At 64.7% G+C, this 18958-nt stretch carries 16 protein-coding genes; 9 read left to right on the top strand and 7 right to left on the bottom strand.

Annotated elements, in window-relative coordinates; genetic code table 11:
- Window positions 1–250 precede the first annotated feature (250 nt).
- Window positions 251–1657 carry an adenosylmethionine--8-amino-7-oxononanoate transaminase gene (locus VXM67_RS04335; RefSeq protein ID WP_027907943.1) on the top strand — a complete coding sequence of 469 codons (1407 nt, stop codon included), beginning with the start codon at window positions 251–253 and terminating at the stop codon, window positions 1655–1657.
- Between the two features lie 58 nt (window positions 1658–1715).
- Window positions 1716–2435, top strand: coding sequence for a 16S rRNA (uracil(1498)-N(3))-methyltransferase (locus tag VXM67_RS04330; RefSeq protein WP_023378344.1), 720 nt, complete (start codon window positions 1716–1718; stop codon window positions 2433–2435).
- Here the strand turns inward: VXM67_RS04330 and VXM67_RS04325 are convergent.
- The 7 genes from VXM67_RS04325 to VXM67_RS04295 form a co-directional block, all read right to left on the bottom strand.
- On the bottom strand, window positions 2432–3049 hold the full coding sequence (locus VXM67_RS04325) for a hemolysin III family protein (protein ID WP_023378343.1): 618 nt from the start codon (window positions 3047–3049) through the stop codon (window positions 2432–2434). The genes VXM67_RS04330 and VXM67_RS04325 overlap by 4 nt on opposite strands.
- Before the next feature lie 114 nt (window positions 3050–3163).
- The gene (locus VXM67_RS04320; protein WP_023378341.1) at window positions 3164–3637 is read right to left on the bottom strand and encodes a chemotaxis protein CheW; all 474 of its coding nucleotides are present in this window, start codon (window positions 3635–3637) and stop codon (window positions 3164–3166) included.
- Window positions 3630–8921, bottom strand: a complete 5292-nt coding sequence (locus tag VXM67_RS04315; protein ID WP_367237515.1) for an Hpt domain-containing protein — start codon at window positions 8919–8921, stop codon at window positions 3630–3632. The genes VXM67_RS04320 and VXM67_RS04315 overlap by 8 nt, the downstream gene beginning before the upstream one ends.
- Window positions 8922–8931: 10 nt before the next feature.
- Window positions 8932–10992, bottom strand: a complete 2061-nt coding sequence (locus tag VXM67_RS04310; RefSeq protein ID WP_023378339.1) for a methyl-accepting chemotaxis protein — start codon at window positions 10990–10992, stop codon at window positions 8932–8934.
- 11 nt (window positions 10993–11003) lie between these two features.
- Window positions 11004–11558, bottom strand: a complete 555-nt coding sequence (locus VXM67_RS04305) for a chemotaxis protein CheW (RefSeq protein WP_023378338.1) — start codon at window positions 11556–11558, stop codon at window positions 11004–11006.
- Window positions 11555–11920 carry a twitching motility response regulator PilH gene (pilH, locus tag VXM67_RS04300; protein WP_023378337.1) on the bottom strand — a complete coding sequence of 122 codons (366 nt, stop codon included), beginning with the start codon at window positions 11918–11920 and terminating at the stop codon, window positions 11555–11557. The genes VXM67_RS04305 and pilH overlap by 4 nt, the downstream gene beginning before the upstream one ends.
- Before the next feature lie 47 nt (window positions 11921–11967).
- Window positions 11968–12369: a response regulator gene (locus VXM67_RS04295; protein ID WP_023378336.1), complete on the bottom strand. Its 402-nt coding sequence runs from the start codon at window positions 12367–12369 to the stop codon at window positions 11968–11970.
- A 265-nt stretch (window positions 12370–12634) separates the two neighbouring features.
- On the opposite strand from VXM67_RS04295, the gene gshB reads away from it, so the two are divergent.
- The 7 genes from gshB (at window position 12635) to VXM67_RS04260 (ending at window position 18918) form a co-directional block, all read left to right on the top strand.
- On the top strand, window positions 12635–13588 hold the full coding sequence (gene gshB, locus VXM67_RS04290; RefSeq protein ID WP_023378335.1) for a glutathione synthase: 954 nt from the start codon (window positions 12635–12637) through the stop codon (window positions 13586–13588).
- Between the two features lie 91 nt (window positions 13589–13679).
- Window positions 13680–14585, top strand: coding sequence for an energy transducer TonB (locus VXM67_RS04285; RefSeq protein ID WP_027907940.1), 906 nt, complete (start codon window positions 13680–13682; stop codon window positions 14583–14585).
- A 486-nt stretch (window positions 14586–15071) separates the two neighbouring features.
- A complete protein-coding gene (locus tag VXM67_RS04280) occupies window positions 15072–15641 on the top strand; it encodes a YqgE/AlgH family protein (protein ID WP_023378333.1) in 570 nt (189 codons plus the stop codon).
- Complete coding sequence (gene ruvX, locus VXM67_RS04275) at window positions 15641–16066, top strand: Holliday junction resolvase RuvX (RefSeq protein ID WP_023378332.1); 426 nt, start codon at window positions 15641–15643, stop codon at window positions 16064–16066. The genes VXM67_RS04280 and ruvX overlap by 1 nt, the downstream gene beginning before the upstream one ends.
- 48 nt (window positions 16067–16114) lie before the next feature.
- The gene (gene pyrR / locus VXM67_RS04270) at window positions 16115–16633 is read left to right on the top strand and encodes a bifunctional pyr operon transcriptional regulator/uracil phosphoribosyltransferase PyrR (protein WP_023378331.1); all 519 of its coding nucleotides are present in this window, start codon (window positions 16115–16117) and stop codon (window positions 16631–16633) included.
- 12 nt (window positions 16634–16645) lie between these two features.
- Entirely contained in the window at window positions 16646–17650 is a 1005-nt protein-coding gene (locus tag VXM67_RS04265) for an aspartate carbamoyltransferase catalytic subunit (RefSeq protein WP_027907939.1), read from the top strand.
- On the top strand, window positions 17647–18918 hold the full coding sequence (locus tag VXM67_RS04260) for a dihydroorotase (RefSeq protein WP_023378329.1): 1272 nt from the start codon (window positions 17647–17649) through the stop codon (window positions 18916–18918). Before VXM67_RS04265 ends, VXM67_RS04260 begins: the two co-directional genes overlap by 4 nt.
- Window positions 18919–18958 lie beyond the last annotated feature (40 nt).

Genomic DNA, 18958 nt, shown 5'->3' with positions numbered 1-18958 from the left:
GCAGGGATGCCCCGAGGGAGATGCGTTAAGAATACGTCAGGTCTGCAGACCCTGCCAGCTCAGTGATATCAAGTGCCTTTGCCAACTGACATTTTTGTTTTTGCGTCTCGCCAGCACACGATTTTCAGCACCTTGCCCAAGCGGGCCTGGACGCGCACCTGTCGCCATCTGACGGCAGCGGTTGTCGTGCCCGGCGGCATTGCTTAGGCTTACGCGGTCAAACCAAGCTGCAATGCCAGGAGAAGCGCCGATGGGCCTCAACGATCAGTGGATGCAACGTGACCTGAAGGTCCTGTGGCACCCCTGCACCCAGATGAAAGACCACGAGCAGCTGCCGCTGATCCCGATCAAGCGCGGCGAAGGTGTGTGGCTCGAGGACTTCGAAGGCAAGCGCTACCTGGACGCCGTCAGCAGTTGGTGGGTCAACGTATTCGGTCACGCCAACCCACGCATCAACCAGCGCATCAAGGACCAGGTCGACCAGCTGGAGCACGTCATCCTGGCCGGTTTCAGCCACCAGCCGGTCATCGAGCTGTCCGAGCGCTTGGTCGCCATGACACCGGCCGGGCTCGACCGGGTGTTCTACGCCGACAACGGCTCATCGTGCATCGAAGTGGCGTTGAAGATGAGCTTCCATTACTGGCAGAACATCGGCAAGCCGGCGAAAAAGCGCTTCGTCACTCTGACCAACAGCTACCACGGCGAGACCATCGCCGCGATGTCGGTGGGCGACGTGCCGCTGTTCACCGAAACCTACAAGGCGCTGCTGCTCGATACCATCAAGGTGCCTAGCCCGGATTGCTACCTGCGCCCGGAAGGCATGAGCTGGGAAGAGCACTCGCGCAACATGTTCGCGGCCATGGAGCAAACCCTGGCCGAGCACCACCAGACCCTCTCGGCCGTCATCATCGAACCGCTGATCCAGGGTGCCGGCGGCATGCGCATGTACCACCCGGTCTACCTCAAACTGCTGCGCGAAGCCTGCGACCGCTATGGCGTGCACCTGATCCACGACGAGATCGCCGTCGGCTTCGGCCGCACCGGGACGATGTTCGCGTGCGAACAGGCTGGCATACGTCCGGACTTCCTGTGTTTGTCCAAGGCCCTTACCGGCGGCTACCTGCCGTTGGCCGCGTGCCTGACCACAGACACCGTGTACCAGGCGTTCTACGACGATTACCCGACCCTGCGGGCCTTCCTCCATTCGCACAGCTACACCGGTAACCCGTTGGCCTGCGCAGCGGCACTTGCGACCCTGGACATCTTCGAGCAAGACAACGTCATCGAAGCCAACAAGGCCCTGGCCAAGCGCATGGCCAGTGCCACTGCGCACCTGGCCGATCACGCGCATGTCGCGGAAATCCGTCAGACCGGCATGGCCTTGGCCATCGAGATGGTCCAGGACAAAGCCGGCAAGGTCGCCTACCCCTGGCAAGAGCGTCGCGGCCTGAAAGTGTTCGAGCATGCCCTGACACGCGGCGCACTGCTGCGCCCGCTGGGCAGCGTGGTGTACTTCCTGCCGCCGTACGTGATCACCCCTGAGCAGATCGACTTCCTTGCCGACGTGGCCAGCGAAGGTATCGACATCGCCACGCGCGACAGTGTGAGTGTCGCGGTGCCGGCTGATTTCCACCCTGGCTTCCGTGATCCGGGCTGACCTCGCATTTCGCCGCTCCCACCGGGAGATTCGTACCCTCAATACTCCGAGCAGAACCATGAGACTGTCCCGCTTCTTCATAGACGCCCCCCTGAGCCCAGGCGAGCACGACCTGCCCGAAGCGCAGGCCCACTACATTGGCCGCGTGCTGCGCATGGCGGCTGGCGATGCCGTGCAACTGTTCGACGGCAGCGGCCAGGAGTACCTCGGCCAACTATTGGAGGTGGGCAAGAAAAGCGTACGCGTCAGCCTTGACCAGGCTCTGCCTGGGCAGGCCGAATCGCCACTGCACATTCATCTCGGCCAGGGCTTGTCCCGAGGCGAACGCATGGACTGGGCGATTCAGAAAGCCACCGAGCTTGGGGCGAACGAGATTACCCCAATCGTCAGCGAACGCTGTGAAGTGCGCCTGAAGGACGAGCGCGCCGACAAGCGCCTGGCCCATTGGCGCCAGGTGGCGATCAGCGCCTGCGAGCAATGTGGCCGATCCACCCTGCCGATCATTCACCCTCCCGTCACCCTCGCCGAGTGGCTCAAAAGCACCGAAGCCGACCTCAAGCTGGTATTGCACCCGGTAGCAGAGCCTCTGACCCGCCACGCCAAACCGACGCGCCTGGCCTTCCTGATTGGCCCGGAAGGCGGCCTGAGCGAAGCGGAAGTCGACCAGGCAAAAGCCGCCGGCTACCACGCCGCCCGGCTCGGCCCACGGGTGCTGCGCACCGAAACTGCACCGGTGGTGGCGCTGTCGGTGGCACAGCAGTTGTGGGGCGACTTCTAACGCACGTAGAACGACACGGCGATGAAGTGCATCAGGCTGCCGGCGATCACGAACAGGTGCCAGATGCCATGCCAGTGGCGGAAGCGACTGTCGAAGGCGAAGAAGATGATGCCCACGGTGTAGAACACCCCGCCGGCCGCCAACCAGGCGAAGCCGGCGCCACCCAGGCTGCGCAACAACGGTTCGACCGCGACCAGGACGATCCAGCCCATCACCGCGTAGATGACGATCGACAGGATCCGAGCTTCGGAACGCGGCTTGATTTCCTGCAGCATCCCAATCACCGCCAGGCCCCAGACCACGCCAAACAGGCTCCAGCCCCAAGGCCCCCGCAAGCTGACCAGGCAGAATGGCGTGTAGCTGCCGGCGATCAGCAGGTAGATCGAAAGATGATCGAGCTTGCGCATGATCACTTTCGCCCGTCCACGAGTGCTGTGGTAGAGAGTGGAAATGCTGTAAAGCAGCAGCAATGTGCTGCCATAGATGGAGAAACTGACGATTTTCCAGGGGTCGCCCTGCAGGCCCGCTACCACGATCAGCCAGATGGCGCCGATGCAGGCCAGCACAGCACCGACCAGATGCGTCCAGGCGTTGAAGCGTTCACCGTAATACATGCAAACACAGACCTCCTGAGGTGGGCAGGGTTCCTGTCTTGGTCGATTCCGACTCTATCGTCGGCAAGCCGGCTTCTACAACTCGCTGTGTGTAGGGGCCAGCCAAAGCACATGCTAACTGGCGACAGGTTGCAGTTGCGCGTCACGCACCAACCGCTCCAGCGCCACCAGGTCCGGCACCCGCGCCACCTGCTCGCCCACCTGCACCGCTGCCAGCTCCAGGCTGCCCAGCGCCACATCCACATAGTTGAGCTGGCTGTCGAGCTTGCACGAACGGGGAATGTCCTGCAGCAACAACGCCAGGTAACGCAGCCCGGTGTCGCCCAAGGCATTGAGCACGACGATGCGCGCGCGTTCGCCACAGGGGGTTTCGCCGCCGCAGGCCGCTTCGAAACCGATCAACGGCAAGTGCTGCTGGCGCCAGTCGATCCAGCCCAGGTGCCAGGCCAGCGCGTTGCGCTCGCACGGCAGCGAACGTCGGCCAAGCAACTCGGCCACGGCAACGTTGGGCAATACCAAGGTGCGGTCCCCCAGGGGCAGCAGCAACCCGGTCAGGCTGCTGCGCTGACCTGCGATCAGTTCAAGCATGGGTCTGGCTCCAGTGGGCGATGCTCTGCAACAGGACCGACTCCTGATAAGGCTTGCCGAGGTATTCGTTGACGCCGATGGCCATCGCCCGATCACGGTGCTTCTGCCCAGTACGCGAGGTGATCATGATGATCGGCAGGTCCTTGAGGCGCTCGTCGCGGCGAATGCGGGTGGCCACCTCGAAACCGTCCATGCGCGGCATTTCGATATCCAGCAGCAGCACATCGGGCCGATGCTCTTCGAGCTGGGTCATGGCATCTACACCGTCCTTGGCCGTCAACACGCTCATGCCGTGACGCTCCAGCAGGCGGCTGGTGACCTTTCGCACGGTAACCGAGTCGTCCACCACCATCACCAGCAGCGCCCGTCGTGGCGCGGGGCCAAATGCCTGGCGCTGCGCATCGCTGCCTCCCGGCAGGCGTGCCAGACGCCGTTGCTGACCCCGCAGCTGGCCCAGCAGGTCAAGAATCAGCACCACGCGGCCGTCACCGAGCAGGGTCGCACCGGACAGCCCCGCCACTGCGGCGAACTGCGGGCCCAGACTCTTCACCACGATCTCACGGCTGGGTGACAGGCTGTCGACCTGGATGGCGAACGATTGCTCCTGGGAATGAACCAGCAAGACCGGCAGGGGCACGCTCTGGCCCAGCAAGCTGGGCCGCGCCACGCCCTGCAGCAACTCGCCAAGATAACGCAGCTCGTAGGCATGGCCGGCGTACACATAGCGAGGCGAACTCAGTTGGTAGCAGGCATCGAGTTCCGCTGGCGGCACGCGGACGATACCTTCGATGGTATTGAGCGGAATGGCGTACTGCTCTTCCCCCAGGTGCACCATCAGAGCGCGGTTGATCGACACCGTGAACGGCAAGCGAATCAGGAAACGCGCGCCCTTGCCTTGGGCCGACTCGATGCTCATCGAGCCGCCCAGCTGCTTGACCTCTTCATGGACCACATCCATGCCCAGTCCGCGCCCTGAAATCTGGGTGATCTTCTCGGCCGTGGAAAAACCTGGGCGCAGGATGAACTGCAGGATTTCGTGATCGCTCAATTGTGCTTGCGGGTCCAGCAACCCGCGCTTGATCGCTTTGCGCCGCACCGCCTCCAACGGCACACCGGCACCATCGTCGGTCATTTCGATGACGATGTCGGCGCCTTCGTGCAGCAGGTTCAGGTGAATGGTGCCCTGCTCCGGCTTGCCAGCGGCCAGGCGTGCCTCACGCGACTCCAGACCATGGTCCACGGCATTGCGCAGCATATGTTCCAGGGGCGCTACCATGCGCTCCAGAACGCTGCGATCCAGTTCGCCTTCGGCATTGCCGACCACCAGCTCCACCTGCTTGCCCAGCTCGGTCGCCACCTGCCGTACCACTCGCTGCAAGCGCGGCACCAGCCGCTCGAACGGCACCATCAGGGTCGCGGTCAGGCCTTCCTGCAACTGGCTGGCTACCCGTGCCTGCTGCTGCAGCAGGCTGTAGGCCTCCTGGGCGCGCTGAGCCAGGGTTTCCTTGAGGTCGAGCAAGTCGGAGGCCGACTCGAACAGTGCCCGCGACAGCTGCTGCAACTGGGAGTGACGGTCCATTTCCAGCGGGTCGAAGTCGTCGTAGGCATCGCCCTCGATTTGCTGACGGCTGGAAATCCGCCCCTGGGTCTCGATGTCCAGGCGCAGCAGTTGATCGCGCATGCGCTCCAGCGTGGTTTCCATTTCGTTCAACGCGAACTGCGCGTCGTTGACCTGCTGCTCGATACGCCCGCGAATCACCGAATGCTCGCCGGCCAGGTTACCCAGCTCATCGAGCAACTCGGCATCGACCTTGACCATATCGCCCGCTGCCCGCTCGGGCGTCGTGGCGGGCGCTTCGGCCGGTGTCGCGTCGGCCGGGGCCTGGCCGGCAGCGCTGTCGGTCAGGGCCGCACTGCTGAAGTTACGGATGTAGTCGATCAGCGCCGTGGCTGCATGCAACGGCTGGCCCAGGCGCACGGCATCGAGCATGTGCGCCAGGCGGTCGTGACAGTTTTGCAGCAAGGCGAACAATGGCGGGCTGGGTGGCAGACGCCCGGCGGCCAGCAGTTCGTAGAGGAACTCCAGCTCATGGGCCAGGTCGCCGATGGCCGCGATTTCGACCATGCGTGCCCCGCCCTTGAGGGTGTGCAGGTCACGCAGCAGGTTATCCACCTCGACGCTGCTGCGCGGGTCGGCTTGCCAGCGCGCCAGGGCCTCGGCGGCACTTTCGACGATGTCCGAGCTCTCTTCCAGGAAGACTTCCAGCAGTTCCTTGTCGCCCGGGCTGTCCGCCTCTTCCACAATCGCCTCGCTGCTGGGCGGTGGCGGCGCGTGGCGCACCTCGCGCATTTCGCCCAACAAGTCGACCGCCGAAGACGGCGGCTGGCCCTGGCGCAAAGTGTCGAGCATCTCGCCCAGGGCCGCGTGGCCCCGCCGTAGCAAAGCGATCAACCCGGTACTTGAGCCAAGACGGCGGTCGACCAGGGCCTCGTAAAAAAGGCCAAGCTCTTGGGCCAGCCGCTCGACCGCGCCGACCGCAGCCATTTGTGCAGCCCCCTTGAGGGTCTGCATGTCGTGTTGCAGGGACGAGAGCGTGGAAAGATTGTCCGGTTCCTGACCCCATTGCTCCAAGGCCTGGTCGGCACTGTCGAGGATGTCCCGCGCCTCTTCGAGGAACAGTTGCGCCAACGCCGGGTCTTCAAGGTCCACGGCGGGCCGCAGAGGCTTGACCGAATCGCGGCCCACCAGGCCGGTGGCATCCGGTGCCAGGGCCTCGGCCAGCAGGCTGCGCAACGCATCGATCCGCTCCGGCCTGGCCGTGACCTCCTGCCCTGCCGCCACTTCGTCGAGCATGTCCAGCAGCGCCTCGTGGGCCTGCTGGGCCTGGGCGAAGAAGCGCGCATCCGCAACCAAGCTGCCCTCTTCCACTGCCCCGTAAAGATCCAGCAGCGCCTCGCAGACATCATCCATCTGCCACAGGTCCGCCAAGTGCGCGCCGTGACCGAGGGTGGTCAGTTCATCCAGCAGGGTGTCCAGTTCCTGCCGCTGGCCGGGGTGCTCCTGCCAGCGTGAAAGCAGCGACTCGGCATCGAGCAGGATGTCCATGCCTTGCCCCAGGAAACTGGCGATCAATTGCGGATCCCGTTTGCTTCGACGCCCATGCTGGGGGTCTTCGTGCAGCGTGGCCAGGCGCTCGTCCACCCTTTGCCCGACCTGCTCTATCAATTGCGCCGCACCGGCAATGGCCGCCAGCGGCGTACTGCCGAGCTGGGCCAGGCCAAGGTGGAACAAGGTGCGCGCTGCTTCCAGCCATTGCAGCTCGGCGACTTGCAGCGGCAACTGATGCCCCTTGTATTCACGAACCAGCCGGTCGAATGCGGTGGCCAGCTCGGCGATCGGCATGACACCCGCCATGGCCGCGCTGCCTTTCAAGGTATGCAAGGCACGCTGCAGGGCATCGCTCACCGGGGTGTCGTGGCCGGCCGCCTCCTGCAGGAAGCTGTCCAGGCAAGCCAGGTGCCCCTGTGCCTCGTTGCGGAAAATGTCCAGTAGTTGCGGGTCGAGACCCTCGACCTCGGTGCTGGCAGGTGCATCGTTCTCGGCCAGCACGTGCAGGTGACTCGCCAGCTGTTCGATTTCGGTCAGTTGTGGCAACTGCCCTGCCGCAAAGTCGGCCAGCAGGTCGGGCAGGTGAACGAATACCCGCTGCAACGTCACCACGGCCTCCGGCACCAGCGCGATGCGCCCTTCCAGCACGCGGTTGAGCAAATGCTCGGCGCCCCAGGCCAGCTCCGCTACCGCCTCGGCATGCACCATGCGCCCACTGCCCTTGAGCGTGTGCAGGGCGCGGCGCACTTCGATCAAGGCTTCACGCAGGTGGTTGTCGGCCCGCCAGCGCAACCAATGCCGTTCGATGTCCGGCAGCAATTCGCCGGCTTCCTCAAGGAACACCTGGCGCAGTTCGTCGTCGATGCCGTCGCTTCCGGCCGACGAGTCGGCGCCAGTCTCGACCAGCGTGCATTGCACCCCCAATGCCGCCAGGCTGGCACGGGCCATGTCGATGAAGGGCTGGCCATCGGCCAATGGATCGGCCACCCGCCATTGCAAGTAGCACTCAGCAGCGCTCAGTGCTTCGGCCAGGTGCGTGAGCTCGTCCGCTGGCGGTTCGACGTCCAGGTGCTGCAACCACCCCTGGACGTAACTTGCGCAGCCGGCAAACACCTCGGCGGCAACCGGCAGCATGAGCATCGACAACGCGCCGCGCACCTGCTGCAGCAAGCCTGGCAGGGGCTGCAGACGTTGCCGGGGCCAGCCGGATTCCAGGCAGTCACCGATCAGGTCCTTGGCCTGCTGCACCACTGACAGCGACTCGCTCAGCACCAGCTGTCGAATTTCGGCCAGGTCCGAGCCAGGCAGCCCGCCCTGGCCGCCTTCCTCCAGTGGCCCGACCATGCCGTTGAGGGTGGCTTCGACGTACAGCAACGCGCCTGCCACATCCATCAGCACGGCGTCATCCGCTGCACGCTCGCCGAGCGCCAGTGCCTGCAGGGCCAGAACCTGGTCGATGATCACCCGTCGTGGTTGCTGGAAACCCAACACCGCCAAGGTGTCCGCGACATGGCGCAGGGGCGCCAGCAAGTCTTCCAGTTGCTCGCTGTGCTGACGGTCGCCACGCACGAAATGGTCCAGGCGCTCTTTGATGCGCATCAGGTCATCGCACAACGCCGTCACCACCGAGCGCAGGGCATCGCGCCCTGGCCCCGCCTGCATCTGCTCGCGCCAGTTGCCCAGCGACAGGTCGAGGTTGGCGAGGTCGTCGGCCCCGGCGAAGCGCTCGGCGGCGCCGCCGATCAGGCTGCCTTGGGCCAGCGGGCCTACACCACGGCAGGTGCGCAATTGGTTGAGCAAGGGCAACATCACCAAGGGCAAGTCGTGACGCGCACCGCGCAACCGCTCCAGATAGGAGGGCAACTGCTCCAGGCCCCGGAACACCGCGCCCAGGCACTCTCCTCGTGGGCTCACCTGGCCTTCGGCCAAGGCCCTGGCCAGTAGCTCCAATTCTTCAGCCAGGTGGGCCGCGCCCCGCAATTCAAGCATGCGCAAGCAACCATGAACCTGGTGCAGGTTATCGACGACGAACGCCAGTATCGACAGGTCGCCCGGTTCCCCGGCAAAGCGCTCCAGCGCCTGGCGGGCCTGACCAAGGCAATCGAGGATGGCTGCCTTGGTCCAGGCCAGGGCAACCGTATCGTGACGTTCGGGGGTGACTGCGGCAGACGCCATGGACAACTCCTCAGCGTGGCTCGGCAGGTGCCGGCAAGGTGAAGCCGGACACCGAGCGACGCATCTCGCTGGCCATGCGAGCCAGGTGGCGGATACTGTCGGCGGTCGCCCCAGAGCCTGCGGAGGTCTGCGCGGTAATTTGCTGGATCACCGCCATGGTGTGGGAAATCTGACCAGCCGACGACGTCTGCAACTGGGCGGCATCGGAAATGCTGTGGATCAGCTCGGCAAGGTTCTGCGACACGCCTTCGATCTCAGCCAGTGCTACCCCGGCATCCTGCGCCAGGCGCGCGCCGCGCACCACTTCGGCGGTGGTCTGTTCCATCGAGATGACCGCTTCGTTGGTATCGGCCTGAATGGTGCGTACCAAGGCCTCGATCTGCCGCGTTGCCGAGGAGGAGCGCTCCGCCAGGCGCTGCACCTCGTCGGCGACCACGGCAAAGCCGCGACCGGCTTCGCCCGCCAGCGATGCCTGGATTGCCGCGTTAAGGGCAAGGATGTTGGTCTGGTCGGCAATGTCGTCGATCAGGCTGACGATATCACCGATCTCCTGGGAGGACTCGCCAAGCCGCTTGATCCGCTTGGCGGTGTCCTGGATCTGCTCGCGGATGTTGTCCATGCCGTTGATGGTGTTGTGCACCACCTCATTGCCTTTGTTGGCGATGGCCACCGACCGTTCGGCTACCTTGGCCGACTCGTAGGCATGGGCCGATACCCGGTCGATCGACTCGACCATGTCGCCCACCGCCAGCGACGCCTCGCTGATCTGCTCGGCCTGATGCTCCGAAGCCTTGGCCAGCTGGCGCGCGGTGTTCTGGGTATCCTGCACCGCCGCGGCGACCTGTTCGGCGCTGTGGTTGATGGTCGCGACCAGATCGCGGAGCTGGTCCACGGAATAGTTGATCGAGTCGGCGATGGCGCCGGTAAAGTCCTCGGTCACCGACACCGTCACGGTCAGGTCGCCGTCGGCCAGTTCTTCGATCTCATCGAGCAGGCGCATGATCGCCTGCTGGTTGCGCTCGTTCTTTTCTGCTGTTTCCTGCAACTGCCGATGCGTTGTCCGCACCATCACCAGGCCGATGAGGATGATCGAGGCCAGTGCAAGCAGACCCAGCACGTAACCGCCGACGGTGTCGAGGGTGCGCCCACTGGCCAGGTTCTCGAAGCTGTTGGCCAGGTGCGAGGCCTCGTCCAGCAAGGTTTGCGAGAGGCTGAAGATGTTGCTGGCAGCCTCGCGCACGCGGAACAGCTCGGGCGAAGTTTCAAGAATTTCGTCCACCGAACCGGCCACGAACTGGAACAGCTCGGCAATTTCGGCCAACCGCGCCCGCGCATCGGCGTCCTCCACGCGCGTGACCTGAATCGCCGGGTTGCCCCCGAGCATGCCTTCGAGCACCTGCCCGAACCGGCTGGCATCGCGACCAAAGGCGTCGGCAGCCTGGGCGGCCGTGTCATCACCCGCCAACACCGTGTTGACCGAACCGAGAATACGTTCGGCCAGCAACAACTGGCGCTGGGCGACAACCACCTGGTTGGCCGGGGCGCCGCTCTGCAGCAGGATCTCCACGACTTTTTCGTACTCGACCTGCAACTGCGGCACGGTCTCAGCCAGGGTTGCCGCTACCTGGTGCAGCGACAACACGGTCTGCTCGCTGGCCAGGATGGTATCGGTGTTCTTGCGCAGGTTTTCCCAGTCCTGGCGCACCGCCTCCATCTCGTCGCGCACCGCGACAGGCGCTGCAGGCAAGCCAGTGGACTTGTCACCTTCGCGCAAGTAGCTCCAGCGCCGCTCGAAGTCGTTGCGTGCATCGGACAGCAGCTTGAAAGCCAGGGCCTTGCCGGCGGCCGCCTCGGTGGCGTTCTTGGCGATGCGTTGGGACAGCACGCGCAACTCGCCAGCATGACCAATGTACTGCTTGTCGTGGTTGGACTGGGTGTTGAGGTAGGCGAAATTGGCGAACAGCAGGATGATCGACAGAATCAACACCACGAACAACACGGTGATCTGCGCGCTGCTGCGCGTGCGCTGGGTCACTGGGGGCGGAGTGACACTGGTGGCCGGCTTGTTCACGTTCGAAGGTCCTATAACGCCACATCGAGAAAGCCCGGGGCCTGGGCCAAGGCGAAGGGGCTGAAAATCGCCCAGTTGCGCTCGCGGGGGAAATGCCCCTGGACGAAACGCGTCGCAGCACGCAGCAACGGCTGGGGCGGCGACAGTTCAAGGCTGCTCAAGGCGAAGTGCTGCAGGCCCAGCACCTCGTCGACCAACAGCCCAACGAAGAGGTCTTCGTGGTCCAGCACCAGGACCCGACGCTGCTTGCCCGGAGCCGCCGGGCCGAGGCCGAAAAAGCTGCTCAGGTCCATGACCGGCAGCAACCGGCCACGCAGATTGGCCACACCGCATACCCACGGCTGCACGCCCGGCACCCGACTGCTGCGCGGCTCACGCAGCACTTCGGCGACTTCGCCCATGGGTGCTACGAACCATTGTCCGGCAATGCGAAAGCCGATGCCGCTCCACTGTTGCAGGCGGGTATCCTGCGGTGGCTGGTCAGCCACCAGCAAACGGCAGCGCCGGTCTATGTCCAGCAACAGCTCGAAAGCGGTGAGCGACGCGCCTTGCGGACGGGTGGTCAAGCGCCCAGCACCTCTTTGAGCTTGGCGATCAGTGCGTCTTCTTCCACGGGCTTGGTCAGGAAGTCACGGGCGCCCTGGCGCGTGGCCCAGATGCGGTCGGTTTCCTGGTCCTTGGTGGTGACCACGATCACCGGGATGGCGCTGGTTTCCGGGTCCTTGCTGAGCTGCCGGGTAGCCTGGAAACCATTCATGCCTGGCATGACGATGTCCATCAGCACCGCGTCGGGCTTTTCCTGGCGGGCCAAGGCGACACCATCGGCACCGTTGTTGGCCTTGAGCACCTGGTAGCCGCGTTTTTCAAGCCACTCGGTCAATCGGTACATCTCTGTCGGCGAATCGTCGACAATCAGAACTCGGGCCATGCTGGTTCCCCATCAGGACAATGAAAACGGCGCCATGGCGGGCGCGATCAGGGTGCGTGTTGTTCGGGCGCGGCGAAACCAGGGACATGCGCCCTGATCGCGTCGAGCAGCTCTTCCTTGCTGAAGGGTTTGGTCAGGAACTGGTCCGAGCCGACCACCCGGCCGCGAGCCTTGTCGAACAGGCCATCGCGGGACGACAGCAGAATGACCGGGATGTCCCTGTAGGCGCTGTTGTGCTTGATCACGGCGCAGGTCTGATACCCGTCCAGACGCGGCATCAACACATCGACGAAGATGATCTGCGGTTGGTGGTCGACGATCTTGACCAGGGCATCGAAGCCGTCGCTGGCGGTGATCACCTCGCAGCCCGCTTCGCCGAGCAACATCTGCGCGGTGCGGCGGATCGTGCGTGAATCGTCGATCACCATCACCTTCAGGGGTTGTTCCATAAATGCCTACCAGTGGAAGTTAGCTGCAAGTGGTGCGGCCATCGCCGGCAAGCCGGCGCCTACACGGTGAGCGCAGGCTTGCCGGCGATGGGCTGTGCGCCCGCTGCGACACAGACGCCACAAAGTGCTTGCAGCTGCACTTTTAGCATACTCCGCAAGGCCATTCCATCTGCCGCGCCCCTTGACCAGCCGCGTTCCCGGCGCCACCCTGAGCCACTTTTCTTTCGATCCATCGCGGCCTCGGGCCGCCAAGAGGAACCACCCCATGAGCGTTCGCCTCGGCATTGTCATGGACCCCATCGCGTCCATCTCCTACAAGAAGGACAGTTCGCTGGCCATGCTGCTGGCCGCCCAGGCCCGTGGCTGGAGCCTGTTCTACATGGAACAGCGTGACCTGTACCTGGGTGCTGGCCAGGCCCGTGCGCAGATGCGCCCACTGAAGGTATTCGCCGACCCGGCCCGCTGGTTCGAGCTGGGTGAGGAGCAGGACAGCGCGCTGACCGATCTGGACGTGGTGCTGATGCGCAAGGACCCACCCTTCGACATGGAGTTCGTCTACAGCACCTACCTGCTGGAGCAGGCCGAGCGTGACGGCCTGCTGGTGGTCAACCGCCCGCAAAGCCTGCGCGACTGCAACGAAAAGCTCTTTGCCACGCAATTCCCGCAGTGCATGGCCCCGACCCTGGTCAGCCGTCGCGCCGACATCCTGCGCAAATTCGCGGCCACCCATGGCGACGTGATCCTCAAGCCACTGGATGGCATGGGCGGCACTTCGGTATTCCGCCACCGCCCGGGCGACCCCAATCTCTCGGTGATCCTCGAGACCCTGACCCAGCACGGCGGCCAGCAGATCATGGCCCAGGCCTACCTGCCCCAGATCAAGGACGGCGACAAGCGCATCCTGATGATCGACGGCGAGCCGGTCGACTATTGCCTGGCGCGCATTCCGGCCAGTGGCGAAACCCGTGGCAACCTGGCCGCCGGCGGCCGTGGCGAAGCCCGCCCGCTGACCGAGCGCGACCGCTGGATCGCCGCCCAGGTGGGCCCGACCCTTCGAGAGAAGGGCCTACTGTTCGTCGGCCTGGATGTGATCGGCGACTACCTGACCGAAATCAACGTCACCAGCCCGACCTGCATCCGCGAGATCGATGCGGCCTACAACACGGACATCGGCGGCAAGCTGATGGACGCCATTGATCGCCAGTTGAAGACGCGCTGACCGCCGACACGCGGCAAATACGCGGAGTGGGGTATGATGCCGGTCCTTTACAACTGACCTGCTGCCCCGCCCCGCGGTTGCTGGATACCTGATGACGCTGCCTGCCGACATCCCCGCCGACCTGCTGCCACCCCGCGTTCGCCCGGTGGACCGGCTTGGCTTCACCCTGTTCCTGGCTGCCCTGGTTCACCTGGCGCTGATCCTTGGTGTGGGCTTCAGCGCCGTCGAACCGGCGCAGATCCGTCACACCATGGACATCACCCTGGCCACCTTCAAGAGCGAGAAGCCGCCGGAGAAGGCCGACTTCCAGGCACAGAACGACCAGCAAGGCAGCGGTACCCTGGACAAAAAGGCGGTCCCGAAGACCACCGAGGTTGCACCGTTCCAGGACAGCAAGATCAACAAGGTCACCCCTCCTCCAGCGGCGAAGCCTGACGTGGAGCCACCACCGGCGCCGCAACAATCCGCAGTGGCCACCAAGGCGCCCAAACCGCAGAAGGTCGAGCCCAAGCCCAAGGAGAGCAAACCGCAGCCCAAGCCTGCGGTGCCCGCACCGGACTTCGACAGCTCGCAATTGTCCAGCCAGATCGCCAGCCTCGAGGCCGAGTTGTCCCACGAGCAGCAGCTGTATGCCAAACGCCCGCGCATCCACCGGCTCAACGCGGCCTCGACCATGCGCGACAAGGGCGCCTGGTACAAAGAGGAGTGGCGCAAGAAGGTCGAACGGGTGGGCAACCTCAACTACCCCGAAGAGGCGCGCCGGCAGCAGATCTACGGCAACTTGCGGATGATGGTGTCGATCAACCGCGATGGTTCGCTGTACGAGGTGCTGGTGCTGGAGTCATCCGGACAGCCAGTATTGGACCAGGCGGCGCAACGAATCGTGCGGCTGGCTGCGCCGTTTGCGCCGTTTACCGGGGATCTGGCGGAGTTCGATCGACTGGAGATCATTCGGACCTGGCGATTTGCCCGTGGGGACCGGCTGTCCAGTAATTGATCGAGAGGGTACGGTCTGGGGCTTGTGGTGGGGCGTGAATCGAGCGTCGCTCGCGCTGCGCATCGCGAGCAAGGCTCGCTCCTACGCTTTGTTCGGGCCGGTCACGCCAGCGTAATTAGCACCCGCCCCTCCCCGTAGGAGCGAGCCTTGCTCGCGATGCGCCGCACAAGCGGCGCTCAATCCCACAAACGCCAGCTTGTTCCGGGCCAGTCACGCCAGCATAACTTGCACCCGACACCGCTCCCCCTCGTAGGAGCGAGCCTTGCTCGCGATGCGCCGCACAAGCGGCGCTCAATCCCACAAACGCCAGCTTGTTCCGGGCCAGTCACGCCAGCATAACTTGCACCCGACACCGCTCCCCCCTCGTAGGAGCGAGCCTTGCTCGCGATGCGCCGCACAAGCGGCGCTCAATCCCACAAACGCCAAAAACCTCCCGACATACAGAGCACCTTGTCAGTCTCGCCACCTGGCGCCACACTATCTCCCATGAAAACCCTCACTCCGAGCTACCTCAAGCACCAGTTCCTGATCGCCATGCCACACATGACCGATCCGAACTTTGCCCAGACCCTCACGTACATCGTCGAGCATAACGCCAATGGCGCCATGGGCCTGGTGGTCAACCGACCTCAAGAGCTGAACCTGGCCGACATTCTCGAGCAGTTGCGCCCGGACGAGGAGCCACCGGCCAGCACCTTGCAGGTGCCGATCTACCAAGGCGGCCCGGTGCAGACCGACCGAGGGTTCGTCCTGCACACCAACGAATGCAGCTTCCAGGCCACCGTCGCCCTCGACGGCCTGTCGCTGACCACTTCGCAGGACGTGCTGCTGGCCATCGCTGCCGGGGTGGGCCCTAAACAGAGCCTTATCACCCTGGGCTACGCGGGCTGGGAAGCTGGCCAGCTGGAGGCCGAACTGGCCGACAACGCCTGGCTCAACTGCCCCTTCGACCCCGAGATCATCTTTGGCCTGGCCAGCGACCTGCGGCTTGATGCCGCCGCCGCCAGCCTGGGGATCAACCTCAATCTGCTGACCAGCCAGGCGGGCCACGCCTGATGGCCGAACTTCGCCTGCTGCTGGGCTTCGACTACGGCAGTAAACAAATTGGCGTGGCAGTGGGCCAAGTGATCACCGGACAAGCCCGCGAGCTATGTGTGCTCAAGGCGCAGAACGGCGTACCGGACTGGAACCAGGTGGAGAAGCTGATCAAGGAATGGAAACCCGACGCCATCGTCGTCGGCCTGCCGCTGAACATGGACGGCACGCCCAGCGACATGAGCGAGCGTGCTGAAAAGTTTGCCCGCCGCCTCAATGGCCGCTTCAACCTGCCCGTGCACACCCACGATGAACGCCTGACTACCTTTGAAGCCAAAGGCGAGCAGATGGCCCGTGGCGGCCGGCACGGCAGCTACCGCGACAACCCGGTCGATGCCATCGCCGCTGCCCTGCTGCTGCAAGGCTGGCTGGAGGCCAACACTTAAATCCGCTTTGCCGCCGGGCCAACCCGGCGCCCTCCCAAGGAGCACGCAATGAGCCTACCCAACCCCGCCGAGCTGATCCGGCAGATGGCTGTCGATCTTCGCGCCCATCTGGCCCGCCGCGCCATTACCGAACCCCGCTTCATCGGCATCCGCACGGGCGGTGTCTGGGTAGCCCAGGCCCTGCAGCAGGAAATGGGTGATAGCAGCCCATTGGGGACCCTGGATGTCTCGTTCTACCGTGACGACTTCAGCCAGAACGGCCTGCATCCGCAGGTGCGGCCGTCCGAGCTGCCGTTCGAGGTCGAAGGCCAGCATCTGGTGCTGATCGATGACGTGCTGATGAGCGGCCGCACCATCCGCGCCGCCCTCAACGAACTGTTCGACTACGGCCGCCCGGCCAGCGTGACACTGGTCTGCCTGGTCGATCTCGACGCCGGTGAACTGCCGATCCGTCCGAACGTGCTCGGTGCCACCCTGTCGCTGGCCCCCAATGAGCGGGTAAAATTGACCGGACCCGCACCGCTCGCACTCGAGCGCCAGGACCTCGCCACCGCTTCCGCCCTTTAAGAGTCCCCCGCGATGACGCCACTCGACGCCAAGCGCCCGCTGCAGCTCAATGATCAGGGCCAGCTGCGCCACTTCCTCTCGCTCGACGGTTTGCCCCGCGAACTGCTGACCGAGATCCTCGACACTGCCGACTCCTTCCTGGAAGTCGGCGCCCGGGCCGTCAAGAAAGTTCCTTTGCTGCGCGGCAAGACCGTGTGCAACGTGTTCTTCGAGAACTCCACCCGAACCCGCACCACCTTCGAACTGGCTGCCCAACGCCTGTCGGCTGACGTGATCAGCCTCAACGTATCGACCTCCTCGACCAGCAAGGGCGAGACCCTGTTCGACACCCTGCGCAACCTCGAAGCGATGGCCGCCGACATGTTCGTCGTACGCCACTCCGACTCCGGTGCCGCCCACTTCATCGCCGAGCATGTCTGCCCGGATGTCGCGGTGATCAACGGCGGTGACGGCCGCCATGCACACCCCACCCAGGGCATGCTCGACATGCTCACCATCCGCCGCCACAAAGGCAGCTTCGAGAACCTTTCGGTGGCCATCGTCGGCGATATCCTGCATTCGCGGGTCGCCCGCTCCGACATGCTGGCGCTCAAGGCCCTGGGCTGCCCGGACATCCGCGTGGTCGGCCCGAAAACCCTGATTCCGATCGGCATCGAGCAATACGGCGTGAAGGTCTACACCGACCTCGCCGAAGGCCTGAAGGATGTCGACGTGGTGATCATGCTGCGCCTTCAGCGCGAGCGCATGGCCGGTGGCCTGCTGCCCAGCGAAGGCGAGTTCTACCGTTTGTTCGGCCTGACCACCGCTCGTCTGGCCACCGCCAAGCCCGACGCCATCGTCATGCACCCGGGGCCGATCAACCGCGGCGTGGAAATCGAGTCGGCAGTGGCCGATGGCAAACACTCGGTGATCCTCAATCAGGTCACCTACGGCATCGCCGTGCGCATGGCCGTGCTGTCCATGGCCATGAGCGGGCAGAACGCGCAACGTCAACTCGACCAGGAGAACGCCCAGTGACCATCAGTATTCTCGGCGCCCGGGTCATCGATCCCAAGACTGGCCTGGACCAGGTCACCGACCTGCACCTGGACGGTGGCCGCATCGCTGCCATCGGGGCGGCACCGGCAGGTTTCAGCGCCAGCCGCACGATCCAGGCCGACGGCCTGGTCGCCGCGCCCGGCCTGGTAGACCTGGGTGTTTCGCTGCGCGAACCGGGCTACAGCCGCAAAGGCAACATTGCCAGTGAAACCCGTGCGGCCGTGGCTGGCGGCGTGACCAGCCTGTGCTGCCCGCCACAAACCCGCCCAGTGCTGGACACTTCGGCGGTGGCCGAACTGATCCTCGACCGCGCGCGCGAGGCAGGCAACAGCAAGGTCTACCCCATCGGCGCCCTGACCAAAGGCCTGGAAGGCGAGCAACTGGCCGAGCTGGTGGCCCTGCGCGACACCGGTTGCGTAGCCTTCGGCAACGGCCTCAAGGAAATCCCCAACAACCGCACCCTGGCTCGTGCCTTGGAGTACGCCGCCACCTTCGACCTGACAGTGGTGTTCCACTCCCAGGACCGCGACCTGGCCCAAGGCGGCCTGGCTCACGAAGGCGCCATGGCCAGCTTCCTCGGCTTGCCGGGCATCCCGGAAACCGCCGAGACCGTTGCCCTGGCGCGCAACCTGCTGCTGGTCGAGCAGACCGGCGTGCGTGCGCACTTCACCCAGATCACCAGCGCCCGCGGCGCCCGGCTGATCGCCCAGGCGCAGCAGTTGGGGCTGCCGGTGACCGCTGACGTGGCACTGTACCAGTTGATTCTCACCGACGAATCGCTGCGAGATTTCTCCAGCCTGTACCACGTACAACCGCCGCTGCGCACCGCCGCTGACCGCGATGGCCTGCGCGAGGCGGTCAAGTCGGGGGTGATCCAGGCGATCTCCAGCCACCACCAACCCCACGAACGTGACGCCAAGCTGGCCCCCTTCGGCGCGACCGAGCCAGGCATCAGCAGCGTCGAGCTTTTGCTGCCACTGGCCATGACCCTGGTTGACGACGGCCTGCTGGATCTGCCGACCCTGCTGGCTCGCCTGACCAGTGGCCCGGCTGCAGCCCTGCGCCTGCCGGCCGGTGAGCTCAAAGCAGGCGGCGCGGCCGACCTGGTGCTGTTCGATCCCAAAGCGTCGACGGTTGCTGGCGAACAGTGGTTCTCCCGGGGTGAGAACTGTCCGTTCATCGGCCACTGCCTGCCGGGTGCGGTGCGTTATACCTTGGTCGATGGGCACCTCTGCCACGAGGCCTGAGTCAAGACATTCGCGGGCAAACCCGCTTCTACTGGGACAC

This window comes from Pseudomonas sp. Rh2 (assembly GCF_040762985.1).
Lineage (GTDB): Bacteria > Pseudomonadota > Gammaproteobacteria > Pseudomonadales > Pseudomonadaceae > Aquipseudomonas > Aquipseudomonas taiwanensis.
This window is presented reverse-complemented; position numbering and strand designations above follow the sequence as displayed.